Annotated in this window: 23 protein-coding genes; 3 read left to right on the top strand and 20 right to left on the bottom strand. The window is 64.2% G+C overall.

All coding sequences use genetic code 11. The features are described 5' to 3' along the window. From kduD to uxaC, 7 genes are all read right to left on the bottom strand, one after another. Positions 1–768 (bottom strand): 2-dehydro-3-deoxy-D-gluconate 5-dehydrogenase KduD, encoded by a 768-nt coding sequence (kduD, locus tag NKJ77_RS18580; protein ID WP_023831777.1) that lies wholly within the window; start codon positions 766–768, stop codon positions 1–3. Beyond that, positions 765–1622, bottom strand: coding sequence for a 5-dehydro-4-deoxy-D-glucuronate isomerase (gene kduI, locus NKJ77_RS18575; RefSeq protein ID WP_023831778.1), 858 nt, complete (start codon positions 1620–1622; stop codon positions 765–767). Before kduI ends, kduD begins: the two co-directional genes overlap by 4 nt. A gap of 23 nt (positions 1623–1645) precedes the next feature. After that, complete coding sequence (locus NKJ77_RS18570) at positions 1646–2422, bottom strand: FadR/GntR family transcriptional regulator (protein ID WP_023831779.1); 777 nt, start codon at positions 2420–2422, stop codon at positions 1646–1648. A gap of 23 nt (positions 2423–2445) precedes the next feature. Further along, a complete protein-coding gene (locus tag NKJ77_RS18565) occupies positions 2446–3726 on the bottom strand; it encodes a TRAP transporter large permease (protein WP_023684106.1) in 1281 nt (426 codons plus the stop codon). Further along, on the bottom strand, positions 3727–4290 hold the full coding sequence (locus NKJ77_RS18560) for a TRAP transporter small permease (protein WP_023831780.1): 564 nt from the start codon (positions 4288–4290) through the stop codon (positions 3727–3729). A gap of 70 nt (positions 4291–4360) precedes the next feature. Next, positions 4361–5338 carry a TRAP transporter substrate-binding protein gene (locus tag NKJ77_RS18555; RefSeq protein ID WP_023668677.1) on the bottom strand — a complete coding sequence of 326 codons (978 nt, stop codon included), beginning with the start codon at positions 5336–5338 and terminating at the stop codon, positions 4361–4363. A 38-nt stretch (positions 5339–5376) separates the two neighbouring features. Continuing rightward, positions 5377–6786 (bottom strand): glucuronate isomerase, encoded by a 1410-nt coding sequence (gene uxaC, locus NKJ77_RS18550; RefSeq protein ID WP_023831781.1) that lies wholly within the window; start codon positions 6784–6786, stop codon positions 5377–5379. A gap of 175 nt (positions 6787–6961) precedes the next feature. Between uxaC and NKJ77_RS18545 the strand changes: the two genes are divergently transcribed. Next, positions 6962–8464 carry a mannitol dehydrogenase family protein gene (locus NKJ77_RS18545; RefSeq protein WP_023831782.1) on the top strand — a complete coding sequence of 501 codons (1503 nt, stop codon included), beginning with the start codon at positions 6962–6964 and terminating at the stop codon, positions 8462–8464. Positions 8465–8564: 100 nt separating this feature from the next. On the opposite strand, the gene NKJ77_RS18540 is transcribed toward NKJ77_RS18545, so the two are convergent. The 6 genes from NKJ77_RS18540 to NKJ77_RS18515 form a co-directional block, all read right to left on the bottom strand. Continuing rightward, on the bottom strand, positions 8565–8972 hold the full coding sequence (locus NKJ77_RS18540; RefSeq protein WP_023668674.1) for a F0F1 ATP synthase subunit epsilon: 408 nt from the start codon (positions 8970–8972) through the stop codon (positions 8565–8567). A gap of 109 nt (positions 8973–9081) precedes the next feature. Further along, positions 9082–10653 (bottom strand): F0F1 ATP synthase subunit beta, encoded by a 1572-nt coding sequence (gene atpD, locus NKJ77_RS18535; protein WP_023698224.1) that lies wholly within the window; start codon positions 10651–10653, stop codon positions 9082–9084. Positions 10654–10723: 70 nt separating this feature from the next. Then, positions 10724–11608 carry a F0F1 ATP synthase subunit gamma gene (locus NKJ77_RS18530; protein WP_023668672.1) on the bottom strand — a complete coding sequence of 295 codons (885 nt, stop codon included), beginning with the start codon at positions 11606–11608 and terminating at the stop codon, positions 10724–10726. Between the two features lie 34 nt (positions 11609–11642). Next, on the bottom strand, positions 11643–13172 hold the full coding sequence (gene atpA, locus NKJ77_RS18525) for a F0F1 ATP synthase subunit alpha (protein ID WP_023684101.1): 1530 nt from the start codon (positions 13170–13172) through the stop codon (positions 11643–11645). After that, positions 13172–13732, bottom strand: a complete 561-nt coding sequence (locus NKJ77_RS18520; protein WP_023742211.1) for a F0F1 ATP synthase subunit delta — start codon at positions 13730–13732, stop codon at positions 13172–13174. Before NKJ77_RS18520 ends, atpA begins: the two co-directional genes overlap by 1 nt. Positions 13733–13978: 246 nt before the next feature. Continuing rightward, a complete protein-coding gene (locus NKJ77_RS18515; RefSeq protein WP_023745337.1) occupies positions 13979–14374 on the bottom strand; it encodes an AGROH133_08824 family phage infection protein in 396 nt (131 codons plus the stop codon). Positions 14375–14512: 138 nt separating this feature from the next. On the opposite strand from NKJ77_RS18515, the gene NKJ77_RS18510 reads away from it, so the two are divergent. Then, the gene (locus NKJ77_RS18510) at positions 14513–14701 is read left to right on the top strand and encodes a hypothetical protein (RefSeq protein ID WP_023693181.1); all 189 of its coding nucleotides are present in this window, start codon (positions 14513–14515) and stop codon (positions 14699–14701) included. Positions 14702–14717: 16 nt separating this feature from the next. Here NKJ77_RS18510 and NKJ77_RS18505 read toward each other — a convergent pair whose 3' ends face one another. The 5 genes from NKJ77_RS18505 to NKJ77_RS18485 all read right to left on the bottom strand — a co-directional run bounded on the left by NKJ77_RS18505 (position 14718) and on the right by NKJ77_RS18485 (position 21520). Next, positions 14718–15413, bottom strand: a complete 696-nt coding sequence (locus NKJ77_RS18505; protein WP_023831783.1) for an aspartate/glutamate racemase family protein — start codon at positions 15411–15413, stop codon at positions 14718–14720. A gap of 110 nt (positions 15414–15523) precedes the next feature. Then, positions 15524–16858, bottom strand: a complete 1335-nt coding sequence (locus tag NKJ77_RS18500; protein ID WP_023831784.1) for a lysine N(6)-hydroxylase/L-ornithine N(5)-oxygenase family protein — start codon at positions 16856–16858, stop codon at positions 15524–15526. After that, complete coding sequence (locus NKJ77_RS18495) at positions 16855–18675, bottom strand: IucA/IucC family protein (protein WP_050589915.1); 1821 nt, start codon at positions 18673–18675, stop codon at positions 16855–16857. Before NKJ77_RS18495 ends, NKJ77_RS18500 begins: the two co-directional genes overlap by 4 nt. Further along, the gene (locus NKJ77_RS18490; RefSeq protein ID WP_352535569.1) at positions 18672–19736 is read right to left on the bottom strand and encodes a GNAT family N-acetyltransferase; all 1065 of its coding nucleotides are present in this window, start codon (positions 19734–19736) and stop codon (positions 18672–18674) included. Before NKJ77_RS18490 ends, NKJ77_RS18495 begins: the two co-directional genes overlap by 4 nt. Continuing rightward, the gene (locus tag NKJ77_RS18485) at positions 19733–21520 is read right to left on the bottom strand and encodes an IucA/IucC family protein (protein WP_031195581.1); all 1788 of its coding nucleotides are present in this window, start codon (positions 21518–21520) and stop codon (positions 19733–19735) included. The genes NKJ77_RS18490 and NKJ77_RS18485 overlap by 4 nt, the downstream gene beginning before the upstream one ends. Positions 21521–21638: 118 nt before the next feature. On the opposite strand from NKJ77_RS18485, the gene NKJ77_RS18480 reads away from it, so the two are divergent. Beyond that, positions 21639–22811 (top strand): MFS transporter, encoded by a 1173-nt coding sequence (locus tag NKJ77_RS18480; protein WP_031195583.1) that lies wholly within the window; start codon positions 21639–21641, stop codon positions 22809–22811. Between the two features lie 11 nt (positions 22812–22822). Here NKJ77_RS18480 and NKJ77_RS18475 read toward each other — a convergent pair whose 3' ends face one another. Further along, positions 22823–24109, bottom strand: a complete 1287-nt coding sequence (locus NKJ77_RS18475; protein WP_023831789.1) for an MFS transporter — start codon at positions 24107–24109, stop codon at positions 22823–22825. Then, positions 24106–24486 carry a hypothetical protein gene (locus tag NKJ77_RS18470; protein ID WP_155923988.1) on the bottom strand — a complete coding sequence of 127 codons (381 nt, stop codon included), beginning with the start codon at positions 24484–24486 and terminating at the stop codon, positions 24106–24108. The genes NKJ77_RS18475 and NKJ77_RS18470 overlap by 4 nt, the downstream gene beginning before the upstream one ends. Positions 24487–24488 lie beyond the last annotated feature (2 nt).

The following is a 24488-nucleotide window of genomic DNA, read 5'->3' as shown; positions in this document are numbered from 1 at the left end:
TCATCGCGCCAGCCAGCCGCCATCCACCGGGATCACGGCGCCGTGCATATAGTCGGATGCGGGGGCCAGCAGGAAGACAGCGGCGTCGCCTATGTCTTCCGGTCCGCCCCAGCGCCCGGCCGGGATGCGCGCCAATATAGCGGCGCTGCGGTCGGGATCGGCGCGCAACGCCTCGGTGTTGTTGGTTTCAATATAGCCGGGCGCAATGGCATTGACATTGATGCCTTTTGCCGCCCATTCGCAGGCCAGCAGCCGGGTTATGCCGAGCGCGCCATGTTTCGACGCGGTGTAGGACACGACACGAATACCGCCCTGGAAACTCAGCACCGAGGCGATGTTGACGATCTTGCCGCGCTGCCCGGAATCGGCCATCACGCGCCTGGCAAAACCCTGGCTGAGGAAGAACAGCGTCTTCAGATTGACGTCGATGACGTCGTCCCAATCGGCCTCGGAGAAATCGACCGCATCGGCGCGGCGGATGATGCCGGCATTGTTGACCAGGCCGTCGATCGGGCCGGTCTTCTCCCACACCTGGTCGAGCATGGCCTTGGCGGCAACATGATCGGCGAGATCGCACCGCACAGTCTCGAACTGGCCGCCGGCTTCCGCGACTTGCCTTTCCGTGTCGTCCATCACAGAGCGGCCGACACCGATGACGATGCCGCCGGCGCGCGCGATCGAGACGGCGATGCCTTGGCCGATGCCGGTGTTCGCGCCGGTGACCAGGATACGCTTGCCGGCCAGGCTGAAGGAGGAAGGGCCGCTCAACGCAGTTCGCCCAGCGGCACCGGGTCGACATCGGTGTAGTCGACGTTGTCGCCGGCCATCGCCCAGACGAAGGCGTAGTTCGAGGTGCCGACCCCGGAATGGATAGACCAACCCGGCGACAGCACTGCCTCCTCGTTGGCGATGACGATGTGGCGGGTTTCGTCCGGCTCGCCCATGAAATGGAAGACGCGCGCCGTCTCCGGCAGGTCGAAATAGAGATAGGCCTCCATGCGCCGGTCATGCACATGGCAAGGGATGGTGTTCCACACCGAGCCCGGCGCCAGCTGCGTCATGCCGACCACCAGCTGGCAGGTCTTGACGCCATCAGCATGAATGAACTGGAAGATCGAGCGCTCGTTGCAGGTTTCCTTGCTGCCGAGATCGAGGCGCTTGGCGTCGCCAATGCGGATCAGCCGGCTCGGATGGGTATGATGCGCCGGCGCGCTGAGCAGGTAGAATTTGGCCGGTGCGCCCGCGTCGGCCGACGCGAACGACACGTCGGTGCTGCCCATGCCGAGATAGAGCATGTCACGCGCCTGCAACTGGTGGGTCTCGCCATTTGCCGTCACCGAGCCGGCGCCGCCGATATTGACGATGATCAGCTCGCGGCGGTCGAGAAAATTCTTGGTTCCCGTCGGCTTGATCGCCTCCAGCGGCAGCGCTGTCCCTTCCGGCACGGCGCCGCCAACGATCATGCGGTCATAATGGGTGTAGGTCAGGCTGATGCGTCCCGGCTGGAACAGGTCGTCAATATGGAAATTGTGACGCAGTTCGTCGGTGCCCATGGAAGCAGCGGCGACCGGGTCGATGGCGAAACGCGAGGTGAAATCGGTATGCGGGTGACTTTGAGTCATTGCTGCTCCAGCTGAATGAATGGCTATTTGGTTGCCGACGCCTTGACCGAGTCGGCGTAGTAGACCTGGCGGGCGTGCAGCCGCTCGCGGTAGCGCTCTTGGCTGGCGGTGAGATGAGCGCGCATCGCCTCGCGCGCGGCTTCGGCGTCGCCTGAGGTGATCGCATTCAGGATCACCAGATGCTCGCGTTGCAGCCCTCGCTGATAGCTGTCGGATTGCACCAGTTCGGTCGACCAGGGCGAGGTCACGTCGCAAGGAATGGCGCGGCGTCCGAGCACATCGAGCATCTCGACATAGAACGGGTTGTTGGTGGCGCTGGCGATTGCCCGGTGGAAGGCGAGATCGGCCGGACCGGTCGGCTCGCTGTTGAGAAGCAGCCGTTCGAACTCGAAGAAGGCTTCCTGGATCGCCGCTTCCTGCGCGGCGTTGCGGCGAATGGCGGCGAGCCCGGCCGATTCGATTTCGACGGCCAGGCGCACTTCGAGCACATTGAGCGCGATGGAATCCTTGCTGCCCATATCGGCGGCGAGCGCGCCGAACATCGTTGAGATGTGCTCGGTGACGAACACGCCGGCGCCCTGGCGCGCCTCGACCAGCCCGTCGGCGGCGAGCTTGGCCAGCGCTTCGCGGATGACGGTGCGGCTGACGCCGAAGGTCTCGGTCAGCTGGCCCTCGGTCGGCAATTTGTGGCCGGGCAGGATCTCGCTCGCCTGCAATTGCTTGCGGATCGCCGCAACGACGGTCTCCGACAGTTTGGGTTTTCTCTCGACCCTGAGATCGACAGCGCTATCCGATGCCATATCGCACCCCTGTTTGAAGACGCCTATTTGAACACGCTCGGCAACCAGAGCGAAATCGCCGGAATATAGGTCACCAGCCCCAGAACCACGATGCCCGCGCCATAGAACGGCCAGATCGAGCGCATCGCTTCCCAGACCGTAATCTTGCCGACGGCACAGGCGACGAACTGCACCGTGCCGACCGGTGGCGTGTTGAGGCCAATGCCGAGATTGAGGATGGTGATGACGCCGAAATGCACGGGGTCGACGCCGTAATGGGTGACCAGCGGCAGGAAGATCGGCGTGCAGATGATGATCATCGGCCCCATGTCCATGAAGGTGCCGAGCAGCAGCATCAGGACGTTGAGCAGAAGCAGCACCACCAGCGGATCGGTGGAGATGGCGTTCATGCCTGCGATCAGCAGCACCGGCACTTTGAGATAGGCCATCAGCCAGCTGAACGAGGCCGCCGTGCCGATGATCAGCAGCACCATTGAGGTCGTGCGCACCGCGCCCTTTGTGGCATGGACGAAATCGCCCCAGGCCATCGACCGGTAGACGAAGACGGTGACCAGCAAAGCGTAGATGATGGCGATGCAGGAGCTTTCCGTCGCCGTGAAAATGCCCGAGCGAACGCCGCCGAAGATGATCCCGATGAGCAGAAGTCCGGGGATGGCGATGACCGCCAGCTGGCCGACACGCGAGAAGCCGGGAAAAGCCTCGACCGGGTAGCCGCGGCTGCGGGCGACGAAATAGGCGGTGACCATCAGCGAAGCGGCGAACAGCAGACCAGGCAGGATACCGGCGGTGAACAGGTCGGCGATCGAAATCTTGCCGCCGCCGGCGATCGAATAGATGATCATGTTCTGCGACGGCGGCAGAAGCAGCGCGATCAGCGCCGCCATCGAGGTGACGTTGACGGCATAGTCGGCGCCGTAGCCGCGCGCTTTCATCTGCGGGATCATCAGCCCGCCGACGGCAGCGGCTTCCGCCACAGCCGAGCCGGAAATGCCGCCGAACAACGTCGCGGCGATGATGTTGACCTGACCGAGCCCACCGCGGACATGACCGACCAGCGAGCCGGCAAAGGAAACGATGCGCTGCGCGATGCCGCCGCGCACCATCAGGTCGCCGGCAAAGATGAAGAACGGGATCGCCATCAGCGAGAACGCCGACATGCCCGACTTCAATTGCTGGAACACCACCAGGGGCGGCAGGCCGAGATAAAGCACGGTGGCGAAGGACGCCGCACCCAGGCAAAAGGCGATCGGCGTGCCGGCAAACATCAAAAGCGTGAAGACGCCAAACAGGATCCAGAGTTCCATCTAGGCCTCCTGCACGGCCGGCATTTCCGGCACTTCTTCGAGATTGATATCCTTGTCGATGTCGGCGCCGGACCAGCGCAGCGCGATGCGTTCGGCCGCGAACAGGCAGATCAGAAAGCCGCCGGCAACCAGCGGCAGATAGTCGAAACCGCCGGGAAGTTCGAGCGCCGGGATGACAGTGTGCCAGGTCAGCCCGACCAGCTTGCAGCCGTACCAGACCATGCCGAAGCCGAAGCCAAACGCGATCAGGTCGGACAGGGTGCGCAGCGCCCATTTGCTGCCCTTGGGCAGGATATAGAGCAGCACGTCGAAGCCCATATGGTAATTCTCGCGCACGCCGACGGCAGCGCCCAGGAAGATGAACCAGTTCATCAGCATGATGGCGGTGACTTCGGTCCAGCTCGGTGACGCGTTGAGCACGAAGCGGGAAAACACCTGGTAGGCAACAAGCGCGGTCATGGCGACCATCCCGATGCCCGCGAGATAGAGCGCACCGTCGCAAATCTTCGAAAGCACCGCGCTGAAGCGCGGTGGCGCTCCGCTCCTGGCCGTTCCCGCAGTCATCCGATCCTCCCGGTCTTTCCGTCCCCTAAAAGCGATTGGCGGGGCGGCGCCATGCCGCCCCGCCAGAAAATCACTTGGTCGCCTGGATGCGCGTCGCGAGGTCCTTGAGCTCCGGCGTCTTCAGATACTTGTCGTAGACCGGCTTCATCGCATCGATCAGCGGCTGCTTGTCGATCTCGCTGACCTTGACGCCGGCCTTCTCGACGATCTCTCGCGACTTCTTCTCCTGCGCGTCCCACAATTCGCGCATCTTGACGACGCTATCCTTGGCCGCCTGCTTGACGATCGCCTGGTCTTCCGGCGTCAATCTGTCCCAGCTCGATTTCGACATCACCAGCACTTCCGGCACGATCTGGTGCTGGTCGACGGTATAGTGCTTGGCGACTTCGTAGTGCTTGGCGGATTCGAAGCTGGGCCAGTTGTTCTCGGCGCCGTCGATGACGCCGGTTTCGAGCGCCGAATAAACCTCGCCATAGGCCATCGGCGTGGCATTTGCGCCAAGCGCGTTGACCATGTCGACGAACACGTCGGACTGGATGACGCGGAACTTCATGCCTTTCAGATCGGCGATCGAGGTGATGTCCTTCTTGGTGTTGTAGAAAGAACGGGCGCCGGAATCGTAGAAGGCAAGGCCGACCAGATCATGCGTCTCGAAGGCCTTGAGGATCTCGTCGCCGATCGGCCCGTCCATGACATGGCGCATGTGCTCGACCGAACGGAACATGTAGGGCAGCGACGGCACCGCGGTTTCCGGCACGATGCCGTTGAACGGACCCATCGAGACGCGGTTCAGATCGATGACACCGGTCTGCGTCTGCTCGATCGTGTCCTTTTCCTCGCCGAGCTGCGCCGAATGATAGACCTCGACCGAATAGCGGCCGGCGGTGCGCTCCTTGATGAGCTCGCCGAGATATTTGACCGCCTCGACAGTCGGATACCCGTCCGGATGGGTGTCGGCCGAGCGCAGTACGGTCTGGGCGCCGGCAACGCCGATCATCAGCGAGCCGAAGGCGAATGTGGCTGCCACCAGTTTTGAAAAATGCAACATGACTGTCTTCCTCCCTTTTAAAATTCCACGCGCCCGGCTCACAGCCGGTACGCCTTCTTGGCAAGCGTGTAGGCAAGCTCCCGCGCCAGCTCATGCGCCTCGTCCTCACGCAGCCGGTGCTCGGCGACGAGACGGGCGAGAAAGGCGCAGTCAACCCGGCGCGCCACATCGTGGCGGGCGGGTATGGATGGAAAGGCGCGGGTGTCGTCGTTGAAACCGACAGTGTTGTAGAAGCCGGCGGTCTCGGTGGTCATCTCGCGGAACCGGCGCATGCCTTCCGGGCTGTCATGGAACCACCAGGCAGGCCCGAGCTTCAGCGCCGGATAGACGCCGGCAAGCGGCGCCAGTTCACGCGCGTAGCTGGTCTCGTCGAGCGTGAACAGGATGATGGAGAGGTCGCGCTCCAGCCCGACGCAGTCGAGCAAGGGTTTGAGCGCCGCGGCATAGTCGGTGCGGGTCGGAATATCGAAGCCTTTGTCGCGGCCGAATCTCTGAAGAATTCCGGGCGAATGGTTGCGCCATGAGCCGGGATGGATCTGCATGACCAGCCCGTCGTCGCGGCTCATCTTGGCCATCTCGGTCAGCATCTGGGCGCGAAACAGCTTGCGCTCGCGCTCGTCGTCCGAGCCGCGGCGGATGCGGTTGAACAGCTCTTCCGCCGCCGCATCGGAAAGATTGGCGGTCTCGGCCGTCGGATGGCCGTGGTCCGATGAGGTTGCGCCGAAGCTTTTGAAGAAAGCGCGGCGATTGCGATGCGCGTCGAGATAGCCGGCCCATGTGCCGGTGTCGCAGCCGGTGATCTCGCCCAGACGATCGAGATTGGCAGAAAATCCTTCGAAGTCGGGATCGACGACAGCATCCGGCCTGTAGGCAGTGATGACGCGGCCCTGCCAGCCGCTGTCGCGGATCGTCTTGTGCCATTGGAGATCGTCGAGCGCGCCCTCGGTCGTCGCGATGACCTCGATGTTGAAGCGCTCGAACAGCGCGCGTGGGCGATAATCGTCGCGCTGCAAAAGCGCCGCGATGGTGTCGTAATGGCGGCTAGCGGTGCTGGCGTTGAGCGGCTCTTCGATGCCGAACAGATGCTCGAGCACATGGTCGAGCCACAACCGCGTCGGCGTGCCGCGGAAGAGGTAATAGTGCTCGGCGAAGCGCCGCCAGATCGCCCTGGGATCGGTCTCGACCGGCGAGCCGTCGAGAGTCGGGACGCCGAGATCTTCCAGCCGCACGCCCTGGCTGAACAGCATACGGAAAATGTAGTGGTCGGGCACCACCAGCAATTGCGCGGGATCGGGGAATGGCTCGTTGAGCGCATACCAACGCGGATCGGTGTGGCCGTGCGGGCTGATGATCGGCAGGTCCTTGATGCCGGCATGGAGATCGCGCGCGATCGACAGCGCGCGCCCTTCGGCGGCAAAAAGCAGATCCGGATCGGTCAGTCCCGCCACGTCGTTCCTCCCAGGGGCGATATCGGTAGGATTGGAAAGAAATAATGTCAACATACAAAAACTGGATTGTTGTATGATGACTTTTAACCGGCGTCAGGTCATTGTGCGGCGGAAGAGCGGATGTTACGCCGCTAGCAGATCCCGCCCCGCACACCATCCAGCGACAAGCCGCGCCATGACCAGCAGACGCCTTTCCAACGCAACAGTGCAATCCTTGCCGGCCTCGGTCGCCGTCCCCGCCTATGATCGCGCCAGTGTCGCCCCAGGCATCGTCCATCTCGGCGTTGGAGCCTTCCACCGTGCCCATCAGGCCGCCTATGTCGATGACTGCCTAGCGGCCGGCGAGACCGGCTGGGGCATTGTCGGCGTCTCGCTGCGCAGCCCCGACACGCGCGATGCGCTGACGCCACAGGACGGGCTCTACACGCTGGCGGTGCGCGGCAGCGATGGCGAAGCGCTGCACATTATCGGCTCGATCCAGTCGATGCTGGTCGCGCCGGAAGACCCCGGCGCGGTGCTGGCCGCGCTGACCGACCCGCGCACCCGCATCGTCACCCTGACCATCACCGAAAAGGCCTATCTCAGGGCCGCCGACGGCAGCCTCGACGAAAACCATCCCGATATCGTCCACGATCTGGGCAATCCCGGATCTCCCAGGACAGCGCATGGATTCCTGGCGGAAGCGCTGGTGCGACGCCGGGCCGCCGGCACGCCGCCCTTCACCGTGCTGTGCTGCGACAACCTTCCGGCCAATGGCGCCACGCTGCACCGGTTGCTGATCGCGTTTGCAAAATTGCGCGACGCCCGGCGTGCTGCGTCAGGCGAAGCCACCCTCGCCGGTCATATAGCCGGCGACGTTGCATTCCCATCAAGCATGGTCGACCGCATCGTGCCGGCAACCACCGATGCCGACCGGGCGCGCATCGCCGGCGAACTCGGCATGGAGGACGCATGGCCGGTGATGACCGAGCCATTCCGGCAATGGGTGATTGAGGACAGGTTTCCAGCCGGACGACCGGCCTGGGAGAAATTCGGCGTCACCATGGTCGAGGATGTCCGGCCGTTCGAGGACATGAAGCTTCGGCTGCTCAACGGCGCCCATTCGGGCATCGCCTATATCGGCCTGCTCAGCGGCCACGTCACGGTCGACCGCGCCTTCGCGGATCCCGCGATCCGCGCGTTCGTCGACCGGCTCTGGGCCGAGGCCATCCCGACCTTGCCTAGGGATGCCGGGCTCGACACCTCAGCCTATACGGCCGAACTTGCCGAACGTTTCTCCAACACAGCGCTGGCCCACCGCACGGCGCAGATCGCCAATGACGGCAGCCAGAAATTGCCGCAGCGCATTGTCGCTACCGCCATCGCGCGCATCCAGGCCGGCCTGGTCCCGGAGCATCTGACGCTGGTGATCGCCGCCTGGATCGCCGCCTGCGAGGCGCGCGGCAAGGACCTGCCGGAAGCCCACTTCACCGATCCGCTCGACGCGGCGCTGGCCGCGCTCGGAGCGCAGCCGACGCTGGAACGGGTGGTGACGGTGTTTGACCTCGCCGGCTTCGCCAGCGGCAGCCCCGAGCGCCAGACGCTGATCGAACTGGTTGCCGCCCATCGCGAGCATATCCTGCAAGGCGGGGTGGCGCTCGCGCTCGCGGCACTGGGTGTACCGGGAAAGACCAGGTGACCTGACGTCGCCCGGATACAAAAAGCCGGGCTTAAGCCCGGCCTGTTTCATACCTTTGCCCGACCATGACCCCTCGGATCACGTCCAATCATTCTGCGGCTTACGCCGGCAGCAGCGCGCCTTCGAGCGTGGTAAGCTGGCTAAGGAACTGCTCCGCCTTGCTGCGGCTCTGGTCGTCCTTGGCGTCGGCGGCGTCTTCCTTGGCTTCCTGGATGCGGCGGGCGAGATCGGCGCGGTCGATATCGCCGACGGCGACCGCCGATTCGGCCAGCAGCGTGCAGCCGGCAGGGACGATGTCGGCAAAGCCGCCGAACACCACATAGCGTTCTTCCTTGCCGCCGGCGGTCTTCAGCGTGACGACGCCCGGCTTGATCGTGGTCATGACCGGCGCATGGTGCGCCATGACTGTCATTTCACCTTCGGCGCCTGGAATGACGACGGACTCGACCTGCTCGGAAACCAGGAGGCGCTCCGGCGAGACCAGTTCGAACTTGAAAGCTTCAGCCATGTCAATTTAGTGAGTAGGGAATAGTGAGTAGGGAGTAGGGAGAGGACAGCTGTCCTGATCACCCGGCCGCTATTCACTACTGACTACTGACTACTCCCTATTGCCTTGATTACGCTGCTTCAGCCGCCAGGCGCTGAGCCTTCTCGACCGCTTCGTCGATGCCGCCGACCATGTAGAAGGCGGCTTCCGGCAGGTGATCGTAGTCGCCGTTGCAGAGGCCCTTGAAGCCCTTGATTGTGTCGGCGAGGTCGACCAGCTTGCCCGGCGCACCCGTAAACACTTCGGCGACGAAGAACGGCTGCGACAGGAAGCGCTCGATCTTGCGGGCGCGGGCCACCGTCTGCTTGTCCTCTTCCGACAGCTCATCCATGCCAAGGATGGCGATAATGTCCTGCAGCGACTTATAGCGCTGGAGGATCGACTGCACCTGGCGGGCGACGGCATAGTGCTCCTCGCCGACGACCAGCGGATCGAGCATGCGCGAGGTCGAGTCGAGCGGATCGACGGCGGGGTAGATGCCCTTTTCCGAGATCGCGCGGTTGAGCACGGTCGTCGCGTCCAGGTGGGCGAACGAGGTCGCAGGCGCCGGGTCTGTCAAATCGTCGGCCGGCACGTAGATCGCCTGCACCGAAGTGATCGAACCCTTGGTCGTTGTGGTGATGCGTTCCTGCAGCGCACCCATGTCGGTGGCCAGCGTTGGCTGGTAACCCACGGCCGAAGGAATACGGCCGAGCAGCGCCGACACTTCAGAACCGGCCTGCGTGAAGCGGAAGATGTTGTCGACGAAGAACAGCACGTCCTGGCCCTGGTCGCGGAAATATTCGGCGACCGTCAGGCCGGTCAGGCCGACGCGGGCACGCGCGCCCGGCGGCTCGTTCATCTGGCCATAGACCAGTGCCGCCTTGGAGCCTTCGCCGCCGCCCTTCTTGTTGACGCCGGACTCGATGAACTCGTGATAAAGATCGTTGCCCTCGCGGGTGCGCTCGCCGACGCCGGCGAAGACCGAGAAGCCGCCATGCGCCTTGGCGACGTTGTTGATCAGCTCCTGGATCAGAACCGTCTTGCCGACGCCGGCGCCGCCGAACAGGCCGATCTTGCCTCCGCGGGCGTAGGGTGCCAGAAGGTCGAGCACCTTGATGCCGGTGATCAGGATCTGCGCTTCCGTCGACTGTTCGACATAGGTAGGCGCCGGCTGGTGGATGGCGCGCATCTCGATGCCGTCGACCGGGCCTTCTTCGTCGACCGGCTCGCCGATGACGTTGATGATGCGGCCGAGCATGCCCGGGCCGACCGGAACGGTGATCGGCGCGCCGGTGTCATAGACGTCCTGGCCGCGAACCAGGCCTTCGGTGGAATCCATGGCGATACAGCGCACGGTGTTTTCGCCCAGATGCTGGGCAACTTCGAGCACCAGGCGGTTGCCGACATTGGATGTTTCGATGGCGTTCAAAATGGCCGGCAGATGATCGCCGAACTGCACGTCGACGACGGCGCCGATGACCTGGCGAACCTTGCCGATGGCGCCGGTCTTCTTGACGGCAACGCTCGTCGTCTTCACTGCCGGGGCCGCGGCCTTGGCGGGCGCGGCCGCCTTCTTGGCCGGAGCGGCCTTCGCCGCTGCTGCCGGAGCCTTTGCGGCCGCCTTGGGGGCCGTCTTCGCGGGGGTCGCTGCTTTCGCCATCGTCTTTACCCTTCTCGTCCTTTGTTTCTCACGCTCCATCAGAAGGTCGATGACCTCCTGGCGGTCGCGCCTAGAGCGCTTCGGCGCCCGAAATGATTTCGATCAGTTCCTTGGTGATCTGCGCCTGCCGCTGGCGGTTATAGGTGATCGACAGTTTGTTGATCATGTCGCCGGCATTGCGCGTTGCATTGTCCATGGCGCTCATTTTGGCGCCCATCTCGCCGGCTGCGTTTTCGAGCAACGCGCGGAAGACCTGGACCGAGATGTTGCGCGGAATGAGGTCGGTGAGGATCTCGCCCGGCTCCGGCTCGTATTCGTAGACGGCATTGCCACCGGCGGTCGCTTCGGCGGGAGCGGAAGCCACGCCGGCAGGAATGATCTGCTGCGCGGTCGGAATCTGGCTGATCACCGACTTGAACTGCGAATAAAACAGCGTGCAGATATCGAAGCCGCCTTCGCCGAACAGATGGATGATCTTACGGGCGATCGCATCGGCATTGACGAAGCCGAGCTTCTTGACATCGCGCAGGTCGACGCGGTCGATAATCAGCGAGGCATAGTCTCGGCGCAGAATGTCGAAACCCTTCTTGCCGACGCAGATGATCTTGACCTGCTTGCCGTCGGCCAGAAGCCGGCGGATATGGTCGCGGGCCAGACGTGCGATCTGCGAGTTGAAGCCGCCGCACAGGCCGCGCTCGGCGGTGCAGACGACGAGCAGATGCACATCGTCCTTGCCGGTGCCGGTCATCAGCGCCGGGGCATCGCCGCCGCCGCCGATCGCCTGCGTGATATTGGCCAGCACCGCACCCATCCGCTCGGAATAGGGACGCGCCGCCTCCGCTGCTTCCTGCGCGCGGCGCAGCTTCGCCGCGGCGACCATCTGCATCGCCTTGGTGATCTTCTGCGTCGCCTTGACCGAGGCGATACGGTTACGAAGGTCTTTTAATGAAGGCATGCTTCAAACCTGATCCCGAGCGTCCGGCTTCTTCTCAAGCGAAGGTCTTGGCGAAGGCGTCGATCTCGGCCTTCAGCTTGGCGCGCAGATCGTCCGACAGCGCCTTTTCCTTGCGGATGCCGTCCAGCACGTCCTTGCCGGCCGAGCGCATATGGCTGAGCAGACCATGCTCGAACTTGCCGACCTGGTTCAGCGCCAGCTTGTCGAGATAGCCGTTGACGCCGGCGAAGATCACCGTGACCTGCTCCTCGACCTTGAGCGGCGAGAACTGCGGCTGCTTCAACAGTTCGGTCAGGCGCGAGCCGCGGTTGAGCAGGCGCTGCGTGGCGGCGTCGAGATCGGAGCCGAACTGCGCGAACGCAGCCATTTCGCGGTACTGCGCCAGCTCTCCCTTGATCGAGCCGGCGACCTGCTTCATCGCCTTGATTTGCGCCGACGAACCAACGCGCGACACCGACAGGCCGACGTTGACCGCCGGACGGATGCCCTGGAAGAACAGGTTGGTTTCGAGGAAGATCTGACCGTCGGTGATCGAGATCACGTTGGTCGGAATGTAGGCCGACACGTCGTTGGCCTGGGTCTCGATGATCGGCAGCGCGGTCAGCGAACCGCCGCCCAGATCGTCGTTGAGCTTGGCGGCGCGCTCGAGCAGGCGCGAATGCAGATAGAACACGTCGCCCGGATAGGCTTCGCGGCCCGGCGGGCGGCGCAGCAACAGCGACATCTGGCGATAGGCGACGGCCTGCTTCGACAGATCGTCATAGCTGATCAGCGCATGCATGCCGTTGTCGCGGAAATATTCGCCCATGGTGGCGCCGGTGAACGGCGCCAGGAACTGCATCGGCGCCGGATCGGAAGCGGTGGCGGCGACGATGATCGAATATTCAAGCGCGCCGCGCTCTTCGAGAACCTTCACGAACTGCGCGACCGTCGAGCGCTTCTGCCCGATGGCGACGTAGACGCAGTAGAGCTTTTCCTTTTCCGGTCCGTTGTCGTGCACGGCCTTCTGGTTGAGCATCGTGTCGAGGATGATCGCGGTTTTGCCGGTCTGGCGATCGCCGATGACCAGCTCGCGCTGGCCGCGACCGACCGGGATCAATGCATCGATGGCCTTGAGGCCGGTCGACATCGGCTCGTTGACCGACTTGCGCGGGATGATGCCTGGTGCCTTGACGTCCACGCGCTTGCGTTCGGTCGCCTTGATCGGGCCCTTGCCGTCGATCGGATTGCCGAGCGCGTCGACGACGCGGCCGAGCAGGCCCATGCCGACAGGCGTATCGACGATGGCGCCGGTGCGCTTGACGATGTCGCCTTCCTTGATGTCGCGGTCGGCGCCAAAGATGACGACGCCGACATTGTCGGCTTCGAGGTTGAGCGCCATGCCGCGGATGCCGCCGGGGAACTCGACCATTTCGCCGGCCTGGACATTGTCGAGGCCGTAGACGCGAGCGATACCGTCACCCACGGACAGCACCTGGCCGACTTCGGAGACCTCGGCCTCCTTGCCGAAATTCTTGATCTGGTCTTTGAGAATTGCGGAAATTTCCGCGGCGCGGATGTCCATCAGCCGACCTCTTTCAGTGCAAGCTTGAGCGAATTGAGTTTGGTTTTGAGCGACGTATCGATCTGGCGCGAGCCCATCTTGACCACCAGCCCGCCGAGCAGCGACGGATCGACGGTAACAGTGATGGCCACGTCCTTGCCGGCGACGCCTTTCAGCGCGACCTTGAGTTCGGTCTGCTGGGCAGCCGTCAGTTCATGCGCCGAAGTGACCTCGGCTGATGTCTCACCGCGCTGTTCGGCAGAGATCCGGCGAAAAGCCTTGATCATGCCGGGCACCGCGAAGAGCCGGCGGTTGCGGGCGACGACGCGCAGAAAATTGCCGGTCAGGCCGGTGATGCCGGCCTTGTCGGCGATCGACGCGATTGCCTTGGCCTGGTCCTCGCTGGAGAACACCGGGCTGTTGATGAGGCGCGTCAGGTCGGCGCTGTCATCCAGCATCTTGGCGAAACTGTTGAGGTCGGCCTCGACCTTGGCCACCGAATTCGATTGCAGCGCAAGTTCGAACAGCGAACCCGCGTAGCGTTCTGCGACACCCGAGATTGGCGATGACGATTGAGCCACGGACCGTCTTTTCTCTTGTCTGAGGGGCCGCAGATTGTTGGCGCGAGCAAAAACTCTGGCTAAATCTTTGACCTTACTAAGTTTTTCCAAGCACGGAGGCGCGGCTTCCGCTATCCCCGGCCGAAAGTCGATTGCCGTCTAGCACAGGCATTTTAAGACCGCAATGCGTCGTCCCGCATGCTTTTCGGGCACTATTGTCGCATCCGGCCGCAGAGTTCAACTGAAGCCTTTGGATTGGCTGCCGATTCAGGGCAGAAAGCCGAAGACGAAGGCGAGCGGCAACGCGGCCAGGACGAGTTCGACGACGATCGACGCCCAGTTGAAAGGCGTGTTGGCGCCGTCCGACATAATCGACAGCAAACGGCCAAAAGCGGTGAACAGCCAGGAAAAGCCGAGTGCCATATAGAGCCACGGCTGCGCCAACAGAATGCAGCACAGGCTGACGCCGAGATAGAAGCCCGACATGCGGCCGCGCCCTTCCGCGATTGCCGCTGCCCTTTCGGGCCGGACCTGCAGCCGCAGAATCCGAAATGCCAGCCCTGGCGCGAGGAAAAACAGCAGACCGAGCGCCAAGGTGACGACGGCGCTGGACCAAGCCAGCCATTCGCCCTGGCTGGTCGGCCACGGAAACGCGAATTCCATCTTGCTTTCATCCCCTCACAGCAATGCCGGATGCATTGAATGTCGCTGCAAAAAGAAGTCAAGCGCGCGGCAGTTTCGGCGCGCAATTCGTGAAGGAGCGGAAGGCTGTTTAGGCCGCGCACGCGTCCGGCCAGCATCGTGGCCAACCTGTATTGTCAGGCGACGCCTCCCTCCTATCTGCAAGACCGGTTTTGCACAGCCAAAGGCCCCGACACCGGTCGCCTTTATTTCCTGACCGGGCACCTCAATCTGGCCGGCACGGAAGCAGATCGATGGAAGCTGAAAGTGGCCGGCAGCGGCAATGTCGCCGTGGCTGCCCAGCCCTGATCCTTGTTTTGACCCTTCAGGGCAGCATGAATGCGACCGCCGCCTCAGCATGGATGCGCGTGGTGTCGAACACCGGAATGTCGAAATCGCGCTCGCCAATCAACATGGTGATCTCGGTGCAGCCCATGATGACGCCATCGATCTTCTCATCGCGCCGCAGACGGGCGACCTCGTCGATATAGGCCGCCTTCGATGCCGCGTTGACGATGCCCCGGCAAAGCTCGTCGTAGATTACCTGGTGCACCATGTCGCGCCCGGCCTGGTCCGGCACCACGGGCTGCAGCCCGTATTTCTCCCTCAGCCGGCCCTTGTAGAAATCCTGCTCCATGGTGAAGCGGGTCGCCAGCAGCGCCGGCCGCTTGACGCCGGCGCCCTTGACCGCGACGGCCGTGGCGTCGGCAATGTGGATAAGCGGGATCGACACCGCCGCCTGCACCCGGTCGGCGAGCTTGTGCATGGTGTTGGTGCAGATTAAAAGCCCCTCTGCGCCGCCCGCCTCCAGCTTGCGCGCCGCATCCGCCAGCAGCACGCCCGCACCGTCCCAGTCGCCATGATGCTGCCGGTCGGCGATTTCGGCGAAGTCGAAGGAATAGAGCAACAGCTTTGCCGAATGCAGCCCGCTCAGCCGCTCGCGCACGATCTCGTTGAGCAGGCGATAATAGATCGCCGTCGATTCCCAGCTCATGCCGCCGATGAGGCCAAGGGTTTTCATGCGCTGAGCCTCCAGCAGGACCGAACGATCTCTCTCACAGAAAAGCTTTACGGGTCGATGTCAACCTTAACGCGCGCCGTACCACGCTCTTCGGCCCGCCTCCACAAACATCACCGCGCGCCCGATTCGGTCATCCTCGCATTGGCGCCGAGATGATGCAGGCTTTGTGTCGTGTGCCTTGAACTCCAGGCAACCGGCGGATCGGGCAGATCGAGATCGAACTGTGCCCGCCCGAGCAGCGAATTGACGATCTTGGCGCTGCGCCAAGCCATCAGGCTGAGCTGCGGCTCGGCTATGCCATGGCTGAGCCGGCCGGCATTGAGCGCGTAGATCCGGCGGTCGTCGGGCGCGTCCCATTCGACCTCGAAGCTGGCGTTGAGCCTGTAATGACCGCGCTCGTCCAGCGCGATCCTGTTCATGAGCGGCGCCATGCAATCAGGAATGGCAAAGGCATAGCCGGTGGCCAGAACCACCGCATCGACGGTGCGCGTCTCGATGGCGCCGTCGAAGCCGTTGCGCATGATCAGCCGGTATTCGCTGCCTTCCCGCGTCACGTTCAGCACTTCGCGGTGCGGCGTCATGTTGACCGCCGTCGTTTCCTCCGAGAGGTGCCGCAGCATGTAAAGCTGGCGATAGATCGCCTTCAGCGTGCTCGTCGATGCGCCGTCACCGGCAAGCAGTTGCTGTTCCAGGATCGTCTCGCGCCGCCCTTGCGGCAACCGATGGAAGTTTTCGACATAGCCCGGCGTGAAGAGTTCGTCGGTGAAAGGCGAGTCGTCCAGTGGCAGGAAATTCGGCCGCATCGAGATCCACTCGATTTCGCGGCCGGCGAAGCGGTCGGAGGAGATCAGATGCAGAAGCACTTCGGCGCCGCTCTGGCCACCGCCGATCACGGCGACACGCCGTCCGCTCAGGCGATCGAGGCGGTTGGCGGCCTGGGCGTTGTGGAAGCATTGATCGGAGGCCGCCGCCCGCGCCCAGGCGGGGATGTTGGGCACCAGCCCGACGGCAATGGCGAGATTGCGCGCGTTCACCTGGTCGCAGCCGATACGCAGCCTGAAATTCGTTCCGTCGAAGTCGATCCGGTCGACGGCGCTGGCGAAGCGCAGCGAAGACAAGTTCTCGCCGACCCATCCGAGATAGCGGGCGAATTCCGGCCGCGGGATGGCTGAGAAATCCGCGTTGAGGAATTCATAGAACCGCTTCTGCGCGACCAGATAGGACATGAACGACCATGGGCTGGTCGGATGCGTCGCGGTGACGAGATCCTTGAGGAAGGATGTCTGCAGTTCGACGCCCGGCAGCATCATGCCCGGGTGCCATTCGAGCCGCGTCGCCCGATCGAAGAAGCGCGCTTCGACGCCGTCCACCGCATCGAGATGGGCGGCGAGGCTGAGATTGAACGGCCCGATGCCGATGCCTGCGAGGTCAAGCGTATGGGTCATGGCGAACTCCTTATGGAGCTGGCTGGGCTGATGGGAGATCGCCGGGCTGACTCAGGGTTAAGCGGATTGTCGAGCGGTGTGCCAAGGTCGGGCAGAGGGCGTTCGCCGCTGTCGCCGTAGCCGATGGCGAAGCGCACCTTGTTGATGGCGATGCGTGGGATCTTCGGAGCAAACAGATCGAAGAGCGCGAACCGTTCCGACAGATCCGGGTTCTGCGCCTGGTAGCGCCGGATGGCGGCGGCCAGGATGGCGTAGAAAGTCCTCTCGTCGAAGCGGTCATAGGCGGCCAGCGCCTCGGATAGGAAGCGCAGAACGCTGACGATGTGTCCCGTTTGCAGATGCTGGAGAAGATGTGCCGGCGGCCGGCGCTTCAGCGTCGACAGGATTTTGGGGTCGAGGCCGGCCAGTTCGGGAAACGGCTGGTCGACGAGATCGAGGTCGCCCTGGAAATCCTTGACCGCCACGCCGAGAGGCGTCGCTCCGTCGAGGATGATGGTGACGTTCTGGCCATGGGCGATGAAGCCGACGCCGTAACGGCACATGAAGTGGTAGAGCGGCACGAAGGCCGTGGAGAACAGGCGATCGAGCCATGCCTCCGGACCAAGGCCGGACTGCTCCATCAGGGCGCTGGCGATCGGCCTGCCATGCGCGTCGCGCTGCGGCAGGGCGCCCATCATCATCGGCCGCTGGCCCGCTGTCAGATCCTTTTCGGGGCTTTCGCGCCATATGGCGCCCAGCATCTCGCAAAACTGATAGGGCGCGCCTTCAACGCCGGTATAGTGCGGATGCGGATAGAAGGCGCCGGCGACTTCCTGCAAGACCTTGACGTCCTTGAGCATCGGGTCCGCGGCCGCCACCGTGGCCAGCCAGCGCGACAGATCGGCGCCGATCGCCATGTATTTGCCCGGCACGCCGCGCCACGCTGAGGTGTTGAGGACGGTCAGCGGCAGCTTGACGTGCAGCGCCTCGGGCCGTGCCACATTGGCAAGCGTGCGCAGCGACTGCAAGGGCAGGAACGGATCGCCGAACTGGCCAAGCGGCACCAGCCGGCCGGCGGCGATCTCGCTACCATATTGCGAGGCGATCATCGCCTGCCACTGCCAGGGGTGGACCGGCAGCAGCCTATGCGTCGATCGCGAGATCCCGGCGGCGCTGAAAGCCGCTTCGAGCCTTGCGCGCTCGTAGTCGCCGAGTGCGGCCTGCAGCAGCGCCTCTTCGTCGAGCCCGCAGTCAAGCGCCAGCAGGCAGCGATCGCTGGCGGCGGCAAGCCAGAAGAGCTGGAATGCGGTGGCCGATTCTGGCGCGTAGCGCTCGAAGTCGTCCCGTCCCCAGCCAAGCCGTCCCTTGTTGGCAGGGGCCTTCGGATGGCCGTCGAGCAATGCCTGCAACTCGGTATCCGGCAGCGCGGCTAGATCGGCGGCCGGTCGATTGCCGCGTGCCTTGGCGATCCGCATGTCGGCCATCAGCGTGTTGTAAAGCTCCTTCGCATAGGTGCAGAATGTTGCCGGCGACATGCCGAGCGTCTCGCGCGCGTCGGCGAAGAAGGCGACCGCATCGTCGACCGGCAGCTCGATGCCGGCGTCGCGAGTCAGCGTCTCCGGACGGACGGCGATCTGGCCCCACAGGCGCCGCGTCGCGGCAAAGCGATAGGTCACGCCGGGGCCGGGCGTCAGCTCCCATCGGCCGGGCGAAAGCTCGCGCGGCGACAGGCACTCCTCGAAGGTCAGTTCGGAAATGGCCTTGGCGACGGCGTCGCGGTTGATCGCGGCCCAGCGTGTCGCCTCCCCCGCTTTGGCAATCGGTTGCTGCACCGTCACAGCGGCACCTCGCGGAAGAAGCGCTCGCGTTCGCAGCAGACCAGCGCCGCGCGCTTGTGCGGGAAGTCGAACTCCTTGACCTTGTCGTAGGCGGCGCCGGCGCAATAGCTCAGCATCTTCTGGTGCGCGGCGCGTGGCTCGCCGACGACGCGCTGCGTGCGCGGCTCGTCGAGGAACAGATAGTGGGTGACGGAGCGGAACAGTGACAGCGTCTTCGGCCGGCCGAGATGGCGCATATTGCCGATCAGCCCATGCCAGCCGCGGTCCCAGTCGTGCGGCTCATAATAGGGCCCGAGCCGGTCCTCCTTGGCCCAGTAGAACTCGAAATAGCCGGTCGGCTCGCCGTCGAAGCTGGCGATGACGCCGAAAATATGCGGATCGCTTTCCTGCTCGGCGAGATATTTGTCGAGATCCTCATGGTTCTGGGCAAGTTCCCAGAAGAAGGCGACGCGGCCATCGTTCATCCAGCGATGGAAGAGGTCGAGATCGGTCCGGCGGTCGATCGGCCGCAGCGACACGGTGAGGCCGATTTCCGGAATCCAGCGTTCGTACATCGGGCCGCAGGGGCGCGGTTGGCGCAATGGCGGCAGCCGGTCTTCCGGGCCGATAGCGGTCGTCAATGCCGGATAGGTGACATGCGAGGCCTGGCTGCGCCACAGCAGCGGCAGCTGGCGCAGGACCGAGCGATGAATGACGGCGCGCTCCGGTTCGCCTGCGGCCGTCTCGGTGGCCAGCGCCGAAACCGGCCACAGCGTCTTGGCCGCCGGCAGGAAGGCGCGGTCGAAGATAGGATGCAGGCACAGTGCCGCGTCGACGAGGCCCGCCAGGACCTGCGGCTGATCGAGACGGCCTCCCGTGAACGCGACGTCATCGATGAGCAGGCGGCCATCCGCGATGGAGATGCGGGCCTGTCCCACCGCTGTTCCCTCAGCGTTGACCAGGCTGACATGGCCATCGCCGGCACGGATGGCGAGCGGCTCCGCGGCCGAGGCCAGATGCTGCCATCCTTCGTTGCCGGCGACGGTGGCGGGTGACCAGTTTTTCGCAGCCTCGATGTTCATGCGTATTCTCTCACATGCAGGGGGTTGGGAAGCTCGACGTAACCGGCCAGCGGGTCGGTCACCTCGGTGTTCTCATTGATGTCGCGCAGCGCGATCAGGAAATTGCCCTTGGCAGCAAGCGTCGGCGCGTTGAGCAAATAGTCGACGCAGGACCGGTCAGCCATCGGCGTGGCGGCCAGCCGCTCGAGCGAGCGGCGGAATATCGCCAGCAGATCGTCTTCGTTGGTGAGGCCAGCGGCGGCAAGGGCTGCGACGGCGGCGAAAGCGCCATTGACGACCAGATAGTAGCCGAACAGCTTCGCGGCCGCTTCCGCTGGGAAGACATGATCGCCCGCCTGACCGGCCTCGGGCACGAATTCGCGCAGCCTGGGCAGAAATTCCTCGACATAACCGGTGCCCTGGCAGTCGCGAAAATAGAGCGCATTCGGCCAGCCTCCGGAAAGACCGACGACGAGGTTCTGCTGATGGGCGCCGAACAGGAGGCCGAATTCCGAGAAGGCAACGATAAACGGCTCGATGGCGGCATGAAGGAAACGCTCGAACCACAAACGCGCCGTTTCCTCGACAGGTCGCTTCTCGTCGCGGGCGATACGGTGGACCAGGTCGGACAGATGGCTTTCGGTACGGCCGGGATGGCGCTCGCAAAGCGCGCCGAGAACGGCAGCCGGCGGATTGCCCGTGCCGCGAAACGGATTTTCGCGAAACGAGACGATGGTATCCGTCATCAGCCGGCCGTCTTCGCCACGCAGGCCGAACCAGGCGGGCTCACCCAGCACCGTCATGGTCGGGCAGCGCCGCTGCAAGGCATAGCCGAGCTTGCCCTTGACCAGCCGGTGCACCGAAAGGCCGCGCCGGCACTCATGCTCCTCGACGATGCGCCTGGAATTGGTCAGGCGCAGGCTGAGCGAGAATTTCAGCATCCACTCGGCTTCAGACGAATGAACCGTGCGCAGCGAGGTCGTGGCCCGCCACGCTGGTCCGCCGAGCCCAACATCGACGATACGACCGGCGCGAAACAGGCGCTCGACGCGGTCTTCCAGCATGAGCCGTACGGCCTGCCACGGATGCATCGGAACGAGAACCTTGCCCTGTTGCTTGCCAGCCCGAGCAAGCAGCTGCGGATCGCTGGCGGCAAGCCCGCGGACCATCTCGATGACATCTAGCGGCTCGACGCTGCCTCCAGTGAGGATGGTCGGGTCGACGGCCCACCAGCGCAGTTTGAACGCATTGCAGTATTCATGCCCGAAGCGCGCGGAATCCGTGTGCGTGAACTCTTCGCGACTCATCGGCGCCGGATGCACGGCATGGCCGAAGCGCAGGGCGCTTTCGGCATCGATGAAATCAGGATCGCCTTCGGAGAAGGGCCGCGACGATCCACGCGCCGCAGTCGCGTCAGCGATTGCGGCGATGCTGGCCAGGCTGCGGCGCAGGAAGGTCAGTCGGCTTTTCGCTGTCGCCCGGCCGGCAATGTCGGGATCCGCCAGGATCAGCGCCAAAAGGCTGAAAAGGTCGATCTCGGTCGCTTCGCCATCGGCCCCCTCGTTACTAATATCGAGGCGCCAGAGCGGCATCGCTAAATCGTGGTAACCAACCTTCGAGCGATGCCGCGCCTCGACGAGCACCGCCGCGCGCGAGGCAGGGAAATTCAGACGCAGCACGGCTGCCTGCGGCCGAAACAGCCCGGTTTGCCTGGCGTCGACGAATTCCCAGCCATCCCATTCCCGCAGCAACGCGTTGAGGAACGGGCTTAATGCAGAGGAAGAATCTGGTTTTGCTTGTTCCATGTGCATCCTCATAAATCATAATATACTGCATGCATTACATTTATACGTGTCGACTTTAAACATTTCTGTTGATTATCTATTCTAGACAAGAAATAAGCTTCGCCTTATGACGACCCGGGTGAAAAATCGATCTTCGCTTCTGCGCCGCCTGGCAATCGCGGTCTCGGCAATCGGCTTCGGCCAGTCGGCCTTCGTATCGCTCGTTCCCCTGGTGATGGAGCGGCTGAGGGTCGACACGTTTGCCATCGGCGCGGCAACTGCTGTCGGCGCGGCGGCCTTTCTGGTCGGCTCGCCGCTGTGGGGCCGCATGGGCGAGCGGCTTGGCCATGCCAGGCTGCTGCGCTTGATCGGCCTCGCCATGCTGGCCGGCCAGGCGGTGTTCGCCATTCTGCTGATAGCCGGCATGGGAGCCGCGCTCGGCATCGCTTTGCTGATGCTCTCGCGCTTCGTGTACGGTTTTGCCGCGTCCGGCGTCATGCCGACGGCGCAGATCTGGGCCAGCCGCTCGGTTGCCGATGACAGGCGACAGGCGGCGCTGGGACTGCTTGGCGCCGGCGTCAGCATGGGACGGCTGGCCGGCGCGCTGCCGGCGACGGCTGCCGTCCTGTCGCCGCTGCTGCCGCCCATCCTGTTCCTGTTCAGCCCGCTGTTGCTGTGGCTCGCGCCGGGCAAGGAGGCAGGCGGCGGACAGATCGACGGCAAGGCGGCTGATGCCGGCCGTGGAATATCGCCCTTCGATCGCCGCGCTCTGCCTTGCCTGGCGATGGGCTTGTGCCTGACGCTCGGCTTCGGACAGGTGCAGATGATGCTCGGCCCGATGGCCCAGCAGCGTTTTGGCCTTGGTGCGACGCAGGCCACGACGGTGACCGGCCTGGCCCTGATGCTGGTCGCCATCGTCATGGTTTTGGTCCAGGGACTGCTCATGGCGCGCCTGCGGCTGGCGGAGCGCAACAGCGTCGTCGTCGGCTGTCTCATGGTTTGCGTCGGCATGACGGCGCTGGCCGTCATGGCCAGCCATGTTGCCTCGGCAGTGTCTCTGGTGGTGGCGGCGGCCGGCATTGCCCTGGCGACACCCGGCTACACCGCCTGGCTGATGAAGCGCCTGGAGCCCGGCGAGCAGGGCGCCGCGGCCGGCTGGCTCACCAGCACCCATGTGCTCGGCCAGAGCATCGGCGCATTGGCCGGCGGCTTCGCCTTCACGCTCTGGCCTTTTGCGCCACTGGCTGGCTGCGCGGCGTTGGCGCTGGCCGCCGCCTGTCTCGCTGCCATGGTTCGTGAGACCGGGCGTTAGGAAGACCGCGCTCATTCGGCGACCTCCGGCAATGGCGGCATCGGAGTACCCGGTTGGGCTTTTGCGGTATCGGCGAAATGGGCATTCAACATGCGATAGGTCGCCACCACGGCTATGCCCGACAGCACGGTCGCCAGGGTGAACAGCGCGGAGTAGCCGAGCATGTCGGCAAGGCGGCCGGCAAGCATGGAGCCGACGAGGTAGACGATGAGCTGGGCGCAGGACAGGATGGTGAAATCGGTGCCGGGTTGGTCCGACGACGTGACGGACATGAACAGGCTGTAGAGCGCCACGATCTCCATGTAGCGCACCAGCGTCTGCAGGAACGAGGCGCCGAAGATCGGCCAGAAGCCGGCGATAGCGCCGAAAGCGTGCAGCGCGAAGATCAGGAAGCAGATGGTTCGCAGCGCGCCGAGCAGGCCGAGCACCGAGGCGGCGCCCCTGTTGTGCAGCAGCCACGCCGCCAGCGCCGAGCCGCCGAGCCCGACGGTGAGCGCGGCACCGCCCGAGAGATAACCGATGATATCGAGCGGCACGCCGGCATCGACGAGATAGGAGCCTTCCATCGACTTCACCAGCCCCTCGCTGGCGCGGTAGATGAGCGCGATCCACAGGATCTGGCGTGCCTCCGGCCGGCGCAGAAAGCGCAGGATCGAGGGGCGGTCGATGGCCGCCTGCGGCGCGCTGGCGACGGGATCGGTCTCGCGCATGGCGAAGGCGGCGACCAGCGGGATGATGGACAGCGCGGCCACCATGGCCACCATGGTTTGCCAGCCGGCATGATGATAAGCCAACAGGCCGAGCGTGCCGCCGAGAACGACGCCGAGCGCGACGGCGCCGCCCTGGATCGCATTGCCGATCGGCCTGTCCTTCGGGTCGAGATATTTGGCCGCGTAGCCGTCGGTGGCGATGTCCTGGGTCGACATCAACAGGCTCACGACAAGGCCGACGGCAAAGATACCGGCGACATCGGTCGGCTCGATCCAAAGCATGGCGGCGATGCCGGCGATGACGCCGATCTGGGTGATGATGACCCAGCCGGCGCGATGGGCGCGGGCCATTGGCCGAAAGCGGTCGACCAGCGGCGCCCATAGGAATTTCAGCACCAGCGGCAGCATCAGCAGCGCGATCAAGCCAATGGCGGTGCGCGACACGCCCTGCTCGCGCAGGATCGGCGGGATCGCCGCGGCAAACAGATAGCTCGGGATGGCCTGCGCCAGATAAAGGCAGGCGAGAACGACGAAAAGCCGCAGGCGCGGAAGCCCGGCGGGCGCCGGCCGGTCTGCGTCGGCGCTCATTTGACATAGTCCTTCGGTGCGTAACCGTTCAGGAAGGCGCCGGCCTCCGCCCGGCTGCGGGTGACGAGCACTGGAAAGCCGAACAGGCTTTGCCAGACGCGCTGCATGTTCTCGTCGGCGGCGGGGCGCACCAGCGCACAGGCGCGGCAGGCTTTTTCGAGCTGCTCGCGTTCCGCCTTGTACCAGAGGTTTTGCGCCTTGCGCTGGGCGTCGCTCAGCGCGATCTCGATGCGGATATCGACCAACAGCACGAACGGCTCCCTCTCCTGTGAAAGGCAGCCGAGCGCCTCGATATAGGCCCCGCCATCCGCCGGATCGGCGGGCGCTTCTGCCAGCAGCGAAACCAATGCACCGTTTCGTTGGAGAGACACCGCCATTG

The organism is Mesorhizobium sp. M0052 (assembly GCF_040323255.1).
Taxonomy (GTDB): domain Bacteria; phylum Pseudomonadota; class Alphaproteobacteria; order Rhizobiales; family Rhizobiaceae; genus Mesorhizobium.
Note: the sequence above shows the minus strand (reverse complement) of the source record. Positions and strands in the feature narration are given on the sequence as shown.